At 71.7% G+C, this 13150-nt stretch carries 16 protein-coding genes and 1 pseudogene; 9 read left to right on the top strand and 8 right to left on the bottom strand.

What is annotated here, in order from left to right; all coding sequences use genetic code 11:
* The 5 genes from VGD70_RS05820 to VGD70_RS05800 form a co-directional block, all read right to left on the bottom strand.
* Positions 1 to 419: MFS transporter (locus VGD70_RS05820; RefSeq protein ID WP_331078873.1), on the bottom strand; the 419-nt coding region annotated here is incomplete at its 3' end.
* On the bottom strand, positions 416 to 1549 hold the full coding sequence (locus VGD70_RS05815) for a PLP-dependent cysteine synthase family protein (protein WP_331078871.1): 1134 nt from the start codon (positions 1547 to 1549) through the stop codon (positions 416 to 418). The genes VGD70_RS05815 and VGD70_RS05820, both read right to left, overlap by 4 nt.
* A 207-nt stretch (positions 1550 to 1756) precedes the next feature.
* Positions 1757 to 2206, bottom strand: a complete 450-nt coding sequence (locus tag VGD70_RS05810) for a hypothetical protein (protein WP_331078869.1) — start codon at positions 2204 to 2206, stop codon at positions 1757 to 1759.
* A 127-nt stretch (positions 2207 to 2333) separates the two neighbouring features.
* Entirely contained in the window at positions 2334 to 2966 is a 633-nt protein-coding gene (locus tag VGD70_RS05805; protein WP_331078867.1) for a DUF2218 domain-containing protein, read from the bottom strand.
* Entirely contained in the window at positions 2960 to 3544 is a 585-nt protein-coding gene (locus VGD70_RS05800; RefSeq protein ID WP_331078865.1) for a class I SAM-dependent methyltransferase, read from the bottom strand. The genes VGD70_RS05805 and VGD70_RS05800 overlap by 7 nt, the downstream gene beginning before the upstream one ends.
* Before the next feature lie 75 nt (positions 3545 to 3619).
* Here VGD70_RS05800 and VGD70_RS05795 point away from each other — a divergent pair, with 75 nt between their 5' ends.
* The 3 genes from VGD70_RS05795 (at position 3620) to VGD70_RS05785 (ending at position 5325) form a co-directional block, all read left to right on the top strand.
* Positions 3620 to 4213: a TetR/AcrR family transcriptional regulator gene (locus VGD70_RS05795; RefSeq protein ID WP_331078863.1), complete on the top strand. Its 594-nt coding sequence runs from the start codon at positions 3620 to 3622 to the stop codon at positions 4211 to 4213.
* A gap of 29 nt (positions 4214 to 4242) precedes the next feature.
* Entirely contained in the window at positions 4243 to 4650 is a 408-nt protein-coding gene (locus VGD70_RS05790; protein WP_331078861.1) for a hypothetical protein, read from the top strand.
* 75 nt (positions 4651 to 4725) lie between these two features.
* Entirely contained in the window at positions 4726 to 5325 is a 600-nt protein-coding gene (locus VGD70_RS05785) for a DUF305 domain-containing protein (RefSeq protein WP_331078859.1), read from the top strand.
* Positions 5326 to 5488: 163 nt separating this feature from the next.
* Here VGD70_RS05785 and VGD70_RS05780 read toward each other — a convergent pair.
* A pseudogene (locus VGD70_RS05780) lies at positions 5489 to 5697 on the bottom strand (hypothetical protein); the annotation flags it as partial.
* Between the two features lie 174 nt (positions 5698 to 5871).
* On the opposite strand from VGD70_RS05780, the gene VGD70_RS05775 reads away from it, so the two are divergent.
* Entirely contained in the window at positions 5872 to 6498 is a 627-nt protein-coding gene (locus tag VGD70_RS05775; RefSeq protein WP_331078857.1) for a class I SAM-dependent methyltransferase, read from the top strand.
* A gap of 90 nt (positions 6499 to 6588) precedes the next feature.
* Here VGD70_RS05775 and VGD70_RS05770 read toward each other — a convergent pair whose 3' ends face one another.
* On the bottom strand, positions 6589 to 7272 hold the full coding sequence (locus VGD70_RS05770; RefSeq protein ID WP_331078856.1) for a response regulator transcription factor: 684 nt from the start codon (positions 7270 to 7272) through the stop codon (positions 6589 to 6591).
* Positions 7269 to 8627, bottom strand: a complete 1359-nt coding sequence (locus VGD70_RS05765) for a sensor histidine kinase (RefSeq protein WP_331078855.1) — start codon at positions 8625 to 8627, stop codon at positions 7269 to 7271. Before VGD70_RS05765 ends, VGD70_RS05770 begins: the two co-directional genes overlap by 4 nt.
* A 140-nt stretch (positions 8628 to 8767) precedes the next feature.
* Here VGD70_RS05765 and VGD70_RS05760 point away from each other — a divergent pair, with 140 nt between their 5' ends.
* From VGD70_RS05760 to VGD70_RS05740, 5 genes are all read left to right on the top strand, one after another.
* Positions 8768 to 9301: a hypothetical protein gene (locus VGD70_RS05760; RefSeq protein WP_331078854.1), complete on the top strand. Its 534-nt coding sequence runs from the start codon at positions 8768 to 8770 to the stop codon at positions 9299 to 9301.
* Entirely contained in the window at positions 9298 to 10419 is a 1122-nt protein-coding gene (locus tag VGD70_RS05755) for a peptidoglycan-binding protein (protein WP_331078852.1), read from the top strand. Before VGD70_RS05760 ends, VGD70_RS05755 begins: the two co-directional genes overlap by 4 nt.
* Entirely contained in the window at positions 10416 to 11102 is a 687-nt protein-coding gene (locus VGD70_RS05750) for an ABC transporter ATP-binding protein (protein ID WP_331078850.1), read from the top strand. Before VGD70_RS05755 ends, VGD70_RS05750 begins: the two co-directional genes overlap by 4 nt.
* Positions 11099 to 12292 (top strand): ABC transporter permease, encoded by a 1194-nt coding sequence (locus VGD70_RS05745; RefSeq protein ID WP_331078848.1) that lies wholly within the window; start codon positions 11099 to 11101, stop codon positions 12290 to 12292. The genes VGD70_RS05750 and VGD70_RS05745 overlap by 4 nt, the downstream gene beginning before the upstream one ends.
* A 222-nt stretch (positions 12293 to 12514) precedes the next feature.
* Positions 12515 to 13150, top strand: a 636-nt coding sequence (locus VGD70_RS05740) for a DUF2332 domain-containing protein (RefSeq protein ID WP_331078846.1), incomplete at its 3' end; no start/stop codon positions are given.

Genomic DNA, 13150 nt, shown 5'->3' with positions numbered 1-13150 from the left:
GCGAACGCCTCCACCCGCCGTGGCCCGGCGTCGGCGGCGACGTAAGCACGCACCGCCGGGTTGAACAACGCCCCCGCCAGACCGGTCGCCGCCGACGCCACCAGCAGGGCCGGCAGGGTGTCGACCAGACCCAGCAGGGCGAAGCCCACCGTACGCAGCGCGCATCCCGCGATGATCGTCGGTTTGTACCCCAGCCGGTCGGCCAGCGTGCCCCCGAGCAGGAACAGGCCCTGCTGGCTGAGCGTGCGCACGCCCAGCACCAGCCCGACGGTCCAGGCGGCCATGCCCAGCCCGTTCGACAGATGGTTGGCCAGGTACGGCATGAGCATGTAGAAGCCGAGATTGATGCCGAACTGGTTGACCACCAACAGTTGCACGCTGCCGGGTAGCGACCGCAGCTGCCGCCAGGTGCCGGTCATCGCCAGGCCCGCAGGTGCGCCAGGCGCGGGTCGGTCACCGGGTCGGTCACCGTGGTGCACCGGGTCCACCGGTCCACGATGCGCTCCCCGGAGTGGGTGATGCGCACGGGCTGCTCGGCCGGAGCGCGGTCCAACAGGTTGTGGGCACGGCAGTACGCGTCGTTGTAGACGGTGTCGAAGTACCGCTGCGGCCCGTCGGGGAAGATCGCCGCGATCCGGGTCTCCGGCGGCAGTGTGCGCGCCAGCCACCCGGCGACCAGGCCGACCGCGCCCACGCTCCACCCGCCGCTGGCGTAGTGGTGCGCGGCCAACTCCCGGCACGTCCACACCGCCTCCGGCGCGGTGACCCAGTGCACCTCGCCGAAGGCTCGGTAGTCCACGTTGCGCGGATAGATGCTGCTGCCCAGCCCGCGCATCAACCGCGGCCCGGCGGGCTGACCGAAGATCGTCGAGCCCGTGGTGTCCACGCCCACCACCCGCAACCGGGGGCAGAACCGGCGCAGCGACCGGCTCACCCCGGCCGAATGCCCACCGGTGCCCACGCTGGTCACCAGTACGTCCACCCGCCCCAGCTGCGCCACCAACTCCATCGCCAGCGGCTCGTAAGCGGCTACGTTGTCAGGGTTGTGGTACTGGTCGGGACACCACGCGCCGGGTTCGGCGTCGAGCAGGTCCCGCACCCGACGCCGCCGCGCCTCCTGCCATCCGCCGACGGGGTCGGGCTCGCTGACGACGTCGACATCGGCGCCGTAGGCGCTCAGCATGTGCACCATCATCGGCTCCATGCCCGGATCGGTGACCAGCGTGACCGGGTGCCCGTACACGATCCCGGCCAGCGCCAGACCGAGCCCGAGAGTGCCGCTGGTGGACTCCACGATCGGCGCCCCCACCGCCACATCACCCCGCTCGCGGGCGCGTTCGAGCATGTGCAGGGCGGGCCGGTCCTTGATCCCGCCGGGGTTGTGGCCCTCCAACTTCGCCCAGAAACCCCGGCCATCGGCGGTGAACGGCTCATCGATCCACAACACCGGCGTGTTGCCCACCACCCCCGCCGGGGTATGGCATGGCGCGGCGGCCGACGTGAGCACCAACCGCGCAGAGGACGGCACCGCCTGCTCGACAGCACCCACCGCCCTGAGGTGCGTGGACCGAACACGAGAAGGAACAGACATCGAAGACCTCTTCACCTGGAGTGCTACGACGAAACGACGGTCAGCGTCGAGCCGAACGCACCACGAACCAGCCCCACACGGACGGCTCGGAGCGCCCCCCAACGCTTGCGTGGGAGGCGGATCCGTAGCGGGAGCAACAATGTTCGGGCGCGCGTCGGCGACCTGTCAGCGTCGAGACACGCACATCAACACCAGCGACCGGGCGCCGGGGGGATCGCGCAAGGCGCCGACGCCGCCAACGCGCGGTGTGACGGCGCCCGGGACGGTCTCCGACGGCACCGAGGCCACCGGCTCGGCGAAGAAAACCGGACCCGGAACCGGTGCGGGCCCCACGCCCGGCACCTCCGCGCCGTTCGGTTCACACGGGTGATCGTCGTGCTTGCCAGGTGCGCTGTGCCCATCCGCCACCACGTCCCCAGCGTGGTCATGAACCACCGCGGAGTCCCCGTCGAGGTGCGGCACGACCGCCGCGGAACCGATCGTCGTCGAAGACGCGTGCGCGCCGGCCAGGTTCGCGTCGCAACACAACACCGCGCCGAGCAAAGCCAGCACCGCGATCAGACCGACCGCTACCCGGCCGCGGGGGCCTGAGCGGTCAACGGCGGTGGTGATCACGTTCCACACCATACCGAGCCCGTTGACTCAAAGTGCCGATTTGACCACTGAACGTGAAATACGAACGCGATGTGGTGATGGAATCACAGGCGCGCTTCCGGTGCGGATCTACGCCACCACTCCCCCATCACCGCTGTGACGGCCGACGGCGACGAGTGGCGAGCAGCCGCAGGCCGGCGATCTTGAGGACGAGGACCGCCACGAGGCCGAGGGCGGTCCAGACCGTCCAGGACGAGGCGGCGAGCGCGGCGCCGCCGAGTCCCAGGTGGATGGCGACGAACAGCACGACGACCGCCACGAGGGACCACCGCGCGGCGAGGGACCGTTGTCCTTTGGTGGTGTTCTGGCCGCGCTGCGGCATTTCCGTGGGGGACGGGTCGCTCGACTGCTCGGCGTCGCCGGGTTGACCCGGTGGCGCGTCGGGTCGCTGCCAGGTCACCGTCAGGTGGTCGCGCCCGCCGATCTTTTCGAGGCGTCCCGCGAGGAGGTCCTGAATTCGTCGCAGCTCTGTTTCGCTGGTTGCTTCGGCGCGCAGCGTCAGCGTGTCCTGCGTTGCCTCCAACGTCCACTGGCCCCGGTTCAACCTGACGGTCCCGTGCGTGTCGGACCATTCGACGTGCTGCACCGCCGGGGGCGCGTGCGTGTCGTCCCTGACGTGGAGACGCGGTCGGTGCTGGCCCAGCTGGCTGGCGTGTCGGCAGAGCTGGACGAGGTAGCGGGACGCGCGCTCCGTCGGGACGTGAGCCTCGGCGGTCAGCATGCTGTCGCGGCGACGAGCCAGGCCTGGATGCCGGCCGGGTCGGTGGTGATGTCGATCGTCGCCGGCTCGATCGAGTCGATCCGCCATCCTTCGGCGAAGGCGGCCGTGATCTCGCTTCGCGCGACCCGGTGTACCCGTGGCCACCCGTCGCCCGGCTGCTCGTCGCTGAAACAGAGCATGAAGTAGCGGCCGCCGGGTGTGAGCACGGACCGAAGACTCGTGACGAACGCGGCACGGTCGGCGCCGGTGAAGATGTGGAACAGCCCGCAGTCGAGCACGGTGTCGAACGACTCCCCCAGCTCGGTCAGGTCGCGGGCGTCGTGGTGCAGGAACCTGGCCGGGCGGTCGCGGTCGCGGGCCTTGTGCTGGGCGGTGGCCAGGGCCGTCGTCGCGAGGTCGACACCCGTGGCGGCCAGGCCGAGGCCGGCGGCCAGCAGGGTGTGCTCACCGGTCCCGCAGCCGACGTCGAGCACCCGCCCCTGGAAGGCGCCCGCATCGGCGAGGGCCCGGAACGCCGGTTGCGGACGGCCGATGTCCCACGGCGGTGGCGTGACGTACAGATCGTCTGGTGCGGTCATGCCCGGAATTTATCGAGACACTGTGTCTCTGTCAATACAGAATGTATCGACGGGGTCGGTGCGTATCATCGAGTGGTGCCGAAGCTCTGGAACGACACGATCGACGCGCATCGCCGGGAGGTGCGGGACGCGATCCTGGACACCACCGCGGCGCTGGCCGCCGAGCACGGCCTGCTGTCGGTCACCATGTCCCAGATCGCCGAGAAGACGGGCATCGGCCGCGCGACGCTGTACAAGTACTTTCCCGATGTCGAGTCGATCGTGCTGGCCTGGCACGACCGGCAGGTCGGCAACCACCTCGAGCTACTCGCCCAGGTCCGCGACCAGGCCGGCGACAGCGACAAGCGGCTCGAGGCAGTGCTCACCGCCTACGCCCACATCCACCAGCAGCGCGTCCGGCACCACCGCCACCACGACCACGGCACCGAGCTCGCCGCCTTCCTCCATCGCGACGAACACATCGCCGGTGCACAGAGGCACGTCCAGGACCTGATCCGCGACCTGCTCACCGAGTCCGCCGAGACCGGCGGTCTGCGCGACGACGTCCCACCCGACGAGCTCGCCGCCTACTGCCTCCACGCCCTCAACGCCGCCAGCACCGCGCCGTCCAAGGCTGCCGTCCACCGGCTCGTGACCGTGGTCCTGGACGGTCTGCGGCCGCCACGCTGACCCACGGTCGCTCCGCTACCGTGGCAGGCATGCGTGCGGGTGCCGCCATGCGGGTGCAGCAGTGGTTGCTGCTGTGCGCCCTCGCCCTCGCCGTGGTCGGCATGCACCATGTCCCGCTCGCACCTCACACGATGTCGCACGACTCGGCGCATACCGCCGCCGTTATGCCCACGACCGCCACCACGCCGGCGGAGCTGCCGGAGATCCACTCGCCCGCCGGTCCCGCGTCGGGCGCCGGCCATGACCTGATGCATCTGTGCCTGGCGATCATGGGCGCGGCCGGTGGGTTCGTATTGCTGGCCTGGCTGCTGATGGCGACCGGGGGCGCCGGCCTGGCGCCGTTCGGCGGACCGCGGGTGGTCGCCGCGCGGCTCTGGCGACCACCACGGCGGGCCGGACGATCCCTCCTCACCTCCGTCTGCCTGTTGCGCATATAGGGGATCACACAGCGTCACCAACTGAGTACGCAGTGGGATATCCCTGTCAAAAAGACGTGCAGAGGACAGACATTCATGAGGACGTTTCTGATCGGAGCGAGCGCGGCCGCGATCATCGCGGTGGCAACCGGCTGCGGCGGCAGTAACGACACGCCGGGCATGAACCACAACCAGGACACGACGTCCACCTCGCCCGGCAGCGCCGGGCAGACCGAGCACAACGAGCAGGACATCGCCTTCGCGCAGGCGATGATCCCGCACCATCAGCAGGCGGTCGACATGGCGAAGATGGCCGGCGAGCGCGCCACCGACCCCAAGGTGAAGGACCTCGCCACCCGGATCGAAGGCGCACAGGCTCCGGAGATCCGGCAGCTGACCGAGATGCTCGACCGGTGGGGCGCCCCGACGGAGCCGAGCATGCCGGGCATGGATCACGGTGGCATGGCTGGGCCGGGGATGATGACCGACGCGGAGATGCAGCAGCTCGAGCACGCGTCGGGGGCCGATTTCGACCGCCTCTGGGTCCAGATGATGATCAAGCATCACCAGGGTGCCGTGGACATGGCCAAGACCGAGCTGGCGAAGGGCGGCAACGCCGAGGCCAAGGCACTGGCGCAGCAGATCATCGACGCCCAGGAGGCGGAGATCAGCGAGATGCAGGCGATGCTGGCGTAGCGGCCGACCCGAAAGCCGGGTGCCTGCCGGCCGGCGTCGGCTGGCAGGCACCCGGCTGCGGGACGGTTACCGGACGGCGACCGGCTCCTTGCGCGGGCTCTCCGCCGTGCTGGCGGACGGGGTGCCCGTGGTGGTGCCGCGGAACCCGCGCAGGCTGTTGCTCACCACGAACACCGAAGCCCTCGACGGCAGGCAGCGCGCCGACCTTCTCCTCCGCGCCGCGGGCGACCGCCTGGGCGATCGGATGCCCGAGGCGTTCTCCAGCGCCCCGGCGAGCCGCAGCACCTCGTCCACCGCCACCCCTTCGGCGACCTGAGCGTCCACAAGGGACATCCGGCCGGTCGTCACGGTGCCGGTCCTGTCCAGCACCACCAGGCGATGATCAACGCCAGCACCGCCGCGGTCGGCCTACCGCTCACGGGACCATCGAGGCCCGACAGTCATATGCCAGCGGGAAGCCGTTGCCGTTGCCGCCGGGGAGGTCCGATGCGGTCATGCCGACGTGTCGTTTCCGGCTGTGGTTGTCCCGGTGGCATGGTGAGCGGTATGTCCGTGCACCACCCGATCTTCGCCCGGCTCTACCCCAGCATGGCGCGCGCCATGGAACGCGGCGGCATGGACCGGCACCGGGCCGCCCTGCTCGCCGGACTCACCGGCGAGGTGATCGAGATCGGCGCCGGCAGCGGCGCCAACTTCGCCCACTACCCACCCACCGTCACCCGGGTCCTCGCCGTGGAACCCGAGCCCCGGCTGCGCCGGACCGCCGACACCGCGGCCGGCGAGGCACCGGTGCCCGTCGAGGTCGTCGACGGCCTGGCAGAACGCCTTCCCGCCGAGGACGCCAGCGCCGACGCCGTCGTCTGCGCGCTCGTGCTGTGTTCCATCGGCGACACTGGCCGCGCGTTCCGGGAGATCCGCCGCGTGCTCAAGCCGGCCGGGCAGTTCCGCTTCCTGGAACACGTCAGGGCCGACACCACCGGCATGGCCCGCGTCCAACGGCTCATGGACGCCACCTTCTGGCCCTACCTCGCCGGCGGCTGCCACACCGGCCGCGACACCGCGACCGCCATCGAACAGGCCGGCTTCACCCTCGACCGGCTCGACCGCTTCCGGTTCCCCGACCTCAACACGCCGACGTCCAGCCACATCCTCGGCACCGCCACCCCCACCTAGCCACGGGGCAACTCGGCGGGACGCCACTCGAGCACCCCGTAGGACAGTCCACTTGGAACACTCGATCGAGCTGGTGAGCCGCCAGAGCCGTCACTGCTCGCCGTACGGGACCAGGCCGCACTCGTAGGCGAGGATCACCGCCTGCACGCGGTCGCGTAGGGCGAGCTTCGCGAAGACCCGCCCGATGTGGGTCCGCACCGTGCCGGGGGACAGGTGCAGGTCCTGCGCGATCTCGCCGTTCGATCGACCGCGGCCGATCAGGGTGAGCACCTCGCGCTCGCGCGCGGTGAGCGCGGCCAGCCGCTCGGACCGATGTGCCGGGATCGGTGTGCTGCCGAGGAAGTGGGCGATGAGGCGGCGGGTGATGCTGGGCGCGGTGACGGCCTCGCCGCAGGCCACGGCTCGCACGGCGGAGAGCAGGTCGTCGGTGAGCGCGTCCTTGAGGAGGAAGCCGCTGGCGCCGGCCCGCAGCGCCGCGTACACGTACTCGTCGAGATCGAAGGTGGTCAGGATGAGGACCCGGGGTGGCGGGTCACCGGGCAGCGCGCGGATGCGCCGGGTGGCCTCGACGCCGTCCATGCCCGGCATGCGTACGTCCATCAGGACCACGTCCGGCCGGGTGCGCGCGACCACCGTCACGGCGGTCGCGCCGTCGGGGGCCTCGCCGACGACGTCAAGGTCGTCGGTCTCGTCGAAGATGATGCGGAACGCGGTACGCAGCAGTTCCTGGTCGTCGACGAGCACGACGCGGATACGCCCGGCGGCGGCGCTCACGCGTGGACGCCGATCGGTTCGGGTTGCGGGCGGTCCGTGGGCGCGATGGGTAGCCGTGCCCGGACGGTGAAGCCGCCGTCCGGCTCGGGCCCGACCGTCAGCGCGCCGCCGAGCAGGTTCACTCGTTCGGCGATGCCGCGCAGTCCGTTGCCGTGGTCGGCCGGCGAACAGGCGCGGTTGCCGGCGCCGTCGTCGGTGACCTCGACGTCCACGTACTCGGCATGAACGGCCAGGCGGACCCTGGCCTGGGCGCCGGCGCCGGCGTGTTTGAGGGTGTTGGTGAGGGCCTCCTGCACGATCCGGTAAGCGGACAGGTCCACCACGGCCGGCAGGTTCCCCGGTTCGCCGTCGACGTCGAGGTGGACCGGGGTGCCGGCGGCCCGGACCCGGTCGGCCAGAGCGGGGAGCGCGACGATTCCTCGTGGCGGGGCGAGGCCCTGGTCCGGGCCGGCGCCGAACGCGCCGACGAGGCGGCGCATCTCGGAGAGCGAATCCCGGCCGACGGCGATGACCTCGCGCATGGCCTGGGTGCTGCGTTCGGGGTGCCGACGTTGGGCGGCCATCGCGGCCTGGGCCTGCGCGACGATCATCGACAGGCTGTGCGCGGTCACGTCGTGCAGCTCGCGGCTGAGCCGGGCGCGTTCGGCGGCGGTGGCCAGCTCGACGCGTTGGTGCTGCTCGCGTTCCAGGTCGGCGGCGCGCTGTTGCAGGGTTCGCAGGTGCGCCCTGCGGGTGCGTTGGCCGTCACCCAGCGCGAAGGCGAGCGCCACAGCGAGCAGCACACTCAACCCCGGTCTGACGAACTTCCCCTCGATCTCCGAAAAGCTCGCCATGGGCGCAGTGGGCCGCGCACCCTCCGCCTGCTGGGAACCCTTCGTCGACGTCGTCGCGCCGGCGGCCACTCGCGGCGACGGGGGCGCCTGAGCATCGGCGATCATCGGGTTGATGATGTTGACCGCGAGCTCGACGACCAGGATGACCGCGAGGGCGGCCATGGAGATCCGGCGCGAGCGGGCGCGGCTGGCCAGGGTGTAGAGCGTGATCGGCACGGCGAGCTCGAGCAGCGTGGGGAACTCGACCCGCGAACCGGGCGAGTCGAAGGCGAGCTGGTGCGCCGTGGCGCCGATGGTGGCCAGCACGAGCGCCAGCAGCGGCCAGCGGTGCTGGATGAGCAGACTGGCGACCAGCACGGCACTGAAGATCCACCACACCTGCACCACGTGGCCGGCCACAGCCGACTCCGCCGGTGTCACGCGCGGGGCGGAGAGGAATACCAGGACGAGCGCCACCGCCGCATGGAGCAGGTAGCTGCGCCCGGCGAGAAGCAAGCGACGCAGGTCGGTGGCGCGGGGCATGGCTCGATCGTAGGCAGCGGTCCCGCTGGGCACATCAGACTCTGCTCGTACCCCGGCGTAGGAGCAGGCTCGTATCTCCCGCGGTGAAGATCGGATCGTGCGCAGACGACACCGGCCCGGCCCGGCGCCACGATCGGGGCATGAGGAAACTTCTTCGGTACGGGGCGGCGAGCGTCCTGCTCACGGTGCTCGCCGGCTGTGGCTCGGGCGGCGGCAACCCGTCGAAATCCACCTCCGCGTCTGCCGAGACGATGAGCGACGAGCAGATCCTGGACATCGGCCGGGAGTACGCGCAGTGCCTGCGCGACCACGGCCTGACCATCGGCGAGGCAACCGTCCAGGACGGCAGGCTCAATGTGCCGTTCGTCATACCCGACGGCCAGCAGGGAACGCCTGCGGCGCCCGACATTCCCGCGAACTGTCAGTCCATTGTGGACCGTCTGCCGGAGGGGACCCTGAGCCGCGCACCGGTGCCGGCCGAGGACATCCCGAAGATAGAGCGGTTCTCCCGGTGTGTGCGGGAGAACGGGATTCCGGACTGGCCCGACCCGAGGGCGGACGGCACCATCCCGCTCGCCGGCACGTCGATCGACGTCAAGTCCGACTTGTACCAGAACGCCCAGCGGGCCTGCCAGAAGTACTACGACGGGCCGATCGAGGAGTCGCCGGAATGAGCGGCGTCGCCGCGCCGCGCCGCGGCCGCGGTCTGCGGCGCACGGTCGGTGTTGTTTTGGCGATGGCCGTGGTGGGCGCGGCGGTGAGCGCCGTCTGGTTTGCCGTGGCCGCGCGGCCCAGCGCCGTGGACAGCGCCACGGTGCCGGTGCGGACCGGTACCGCCGCGGTCACCCGGGGCACGGTGACCGCACGCGTGTCGTTGGGCGGCACGCTGGGTTTCGACGGCTCGTACTCAGTGGTCCACCAGGGGGCACCCGGTGTGTTGACCGCGGTGGCCGAGCAGGGTGCAACGGTCAGCCGGGGCGGCAGCCTCTACGCGGTGGCGAACCAACCGGTCCGACTGCTCTACGGCGCCACGCCGGCCTACCGGGAGTTCGCCGCCGGCATGTCCGACGGTCCGGATGTGCGGCAGTTGGAGGAGAACCTGATCGCGCTCCGCATGGCCGGCAGCCAGCAGCTCACCGTCGACGAGCGGTTCACCGCCGCGACCGCGGCGGCGATCCGCCGGTGGCAGGCCGCGTGGGGGCTACCGGCCGCCCAGCGCACGGGCGCGCTGTCGCAGGGGCAGGTGGTGTTCGCGGCCGGCGCGCTGCGGGTGAGCCAGGCGCAGGCCGTGGCCGGTACCTCGGTCGGGCCGAACGAACCGGTGCTGTCGGCGACCTCCACCGCCCGGGTGGTCACCGCGCAGGTCACCGCCGAGCGGCAGCACCTGGTGCACGTGGGCGACCAGGTGATCGTCTCGCTGACCGACCTGTCGCCGGTGCCCGGAACCGTCACCCGGATCGGCCGGGTGGCCACCGAGGACACGTCGTCGGGCGGCGGGTCGGCGTCCCCGCCGGCCACGCTCCCGGTGACGATCAGCGTCACGCTGCCGGCCGGCGCCGCGGACCTCGACCAGGCGCCCGCCCAGGTGGACATCACCACCCAGACGCACGAGAACGTCCTGATGGTCCCGGCGACCGCACTGCTCGCCCGGCCCGGCGGCGGCTACCAGGTCCGGCTGGAGTCCGGCCGGAACGTCCAGGTCGAGCCAGGTCTGTTCGACACCACCGCCGGCACGGTCGAGGTGACCGGCGACCTGACCGTCGGCCAACGGGTGCGGGTGCCCGCCACATGAACCCCGTACTGGAACTGCGCGACGCGAGCAAGGTCTACCCGGGAAGCCCACCCGTCCAGTCGATCCGCGGCGTCACCCTCACCGTCCACAGTGGAGAGCTGGTCGCCGTCGTCGGCCCTTCCGGCTCGGGCAAGACCACCCTGCTCAACCTGGCCACCGGGCTGGACCGGCCGACGTCCGGCTCGGTACGCATCGCCGACCAGCCGATCGAGAACCTCTCCGACCGCCGGCTGTCCGGGCTGCGGGCCTACCGCCTCGGCGTGGTGTTCCAACAGTTCCACCTGCTCGACCACCTCAGCGCGCTCGACAACGTCGCGACCGGACTGCTCTACCGCGGCGTACCCGCCGCACGACGGCGGGACGCCGCGGCCGGGGCACTGGAACGGGTCGGTCTGTCGCACCGGCCCCACCACAAGGCGCGGCAGCTCTCCGGCGGCGAACAGCAGCGGGTCGCCATCGCCCGCGCCCTCGTCGGCCGGCCACCCATCGTCTTCGCCGACGAACCCACCGGCAACCTCGACTCGGCCACCGGCGCGGACATCCTCGCGCTGCTGCGCCAACTCAACGCCGACGGCACCACCATCGTCGTCATCACCCACAGCGCGGAGGTGGCCGCCGCCGCCCGCCGGCGCATCGAGATGCGCGACGGGCGCATCGAACACGACACCGGGAGCCGTGCATGACCCCCCTGTCCCGGCTGCGCCCCGCCGACCTGCTGCCCGTGGCCACCGTCGGGCTGCGCACCCGCCGGACCCGCACCGCGTTGTCCATGCTCGGTGTCGCCATCGGCATCGCGGCCATCGTCTCGGTCCTGGGCATCACCCGCTCCAGCCAGGCCGACCTGCTCGCCCGCATCGACCGGCTGGGCACCAACCTGCTCACCGTCGCCACCGGGGAAAGCATCTCCGGCGACGAGCGGCCGCTGCCGTTGACGGCCGCGGCCGCCGTCGGCCGCACCGACGGGGTGCTGTCCAGCGCGCCCAGCGCCGACCTCGACGCCGTCCGGGTACGCCGGTCCGACCTCGCACCTCCGTTCGGCACGGGCGGGCTGTCGGTACGCGCCGCCGACACCTCCCTTCTGTCTACTTTGGATGGACAGGTGGCGCGCGGCAGCTTCCTCACCGAGGCGACCAGCCGGTACCCGGTCACCGTGCTCGGGCACACCGCCGCCGAGAAGCTCGGCATCGCCGACCTGTCCGGCACCCCCCGCATCCAGCTCGGTGGCCACTGGTACACCGTCATCGGCATCCTCAACCCGTTCGAGCTGACCCCCGAGGTGGACCGCTCCGCGCTCATCGGTTTCGCGACCGCGGCGCAGGACTTCGGCTACGACGGGCACCCCAGCCGTATCTACGTCCGGGCCCAGACCGACCGCACCGCCGAGGTCGGCGGCCTGCTCGCCCGCGCCACCAGCCCGCAGACCCCGGGCGACGTCACGGTCAGCCGGCCATCGGACGCGCTGTCCGCCCGGCTGGCCGTGGCCGACTCGGGCACCGCCCTGCTCCTCGGCCTCGGCGCCGTCGCCCTGCTCGTCGGCGGCGTCGGCATCGCCAACATGATGGTCATCTCGGTACTCGAACGCAGAACCGAGATAGGCCTGCGTCGAGCCCTCGGCGCCGCGCGCCGGCACGTGGCCGGCCAGTTTCTGGTCGAGTCACTACTGCTCGGCGTGGCCGGCGGCGCCGTCGGCGTGCTCCTCGGCGCCGCGACCACCTACGCCCTGGCCCTCTACCGCGGCTGGCAACCGCTGATACCACCCACCGCGGTCGGCGCCGGCCTGGCCACCGCCGCGGCGATCGGCACGATTGCCGGCCTGTACCCGGCCCTCCGCGCCGCCCACCTGTCCCCGACCGACGCGCTGCGTACCGGCTGACCCGGGTGCCGCCGCACGGTGGCTGGCGGTTCGAGAGGTCGGAGCGCTCGCTGTTCGTTGAGGGAGCGGCAGTAGCCGGCGAGTCGGCCGAGGATCTCCTCGGCGCTCTTGTGCCAGGTGAAGGGCCGGGGGTTGTCGTTTCCCGTAGCTAGAATCGTCGGGATGCCAGGGCCAACCGCAGGAAGCGCCGCACCCGTGGGGAGGGCGCGCACCCTCGCTCAGGTGTACCGGCACTTCGGTGAGGTCGACGCCGCCGAAACATCGCCGCTGTACGAGCGCGTCGCCGTCGCCCTGAGCGAGTCCGACGAGGCGCTGCGCGCCATCGAGGCGGCGCCGGCGCGCAAGCGGCACCCCACGGTGATCCTCGCCGCGCTGCACGACCTCGCCCTCGCCGGACGCGCCCCGGCGCTTGCCGCGGCCTATGCCGCTGCGGACGGCGACGCCGCCGCTGGCGCGGCGATCGACACGCTGCTGCGAATGACCGACTCGGTCGTGGCCAGCGCCGTGCGCCGGCAGACGCGGACCAACGAGACCGGACGCTGCGCCGTGCTGTATCCGGCCATCGCCGAAGCGGCGCGCCGGGTAGGCGCGAACGCGGTTGGGCTGATCGACGTGGGTTGCTCGGCTGGGCTCAATCTCAGTGTCGATCGCGTCGGCATCACGTACAGCAACGGACAATCGCTGGGCGACCCGTCATCTCCCGTGCGGCTGTCGGCTTCGATCGTGGGAGACCGGCCCATCCCGACGCGGGCGATGCCCGAGGTCGTCGCCCGGGTCGGCGTCGACCTCGATCCGGTCGACGTGACCGACGCGGATGACGCCCGATGGTTGCGCGCCTGCCTGTGGCCGGATCAGCCG

Origin of the sequence: Actinophytocola sp. (genome assembly GCF_036402745.1) — a bacterium.
Classification (GTDB): Bacteria; Actinomycetota; Actinomycetes; order Mycobacteriales; family Pseudonocardiaceae; genus Actinophytocola.
This window is presented reverse-complemented; position numbering and strand designations above follow the sequence as displayed.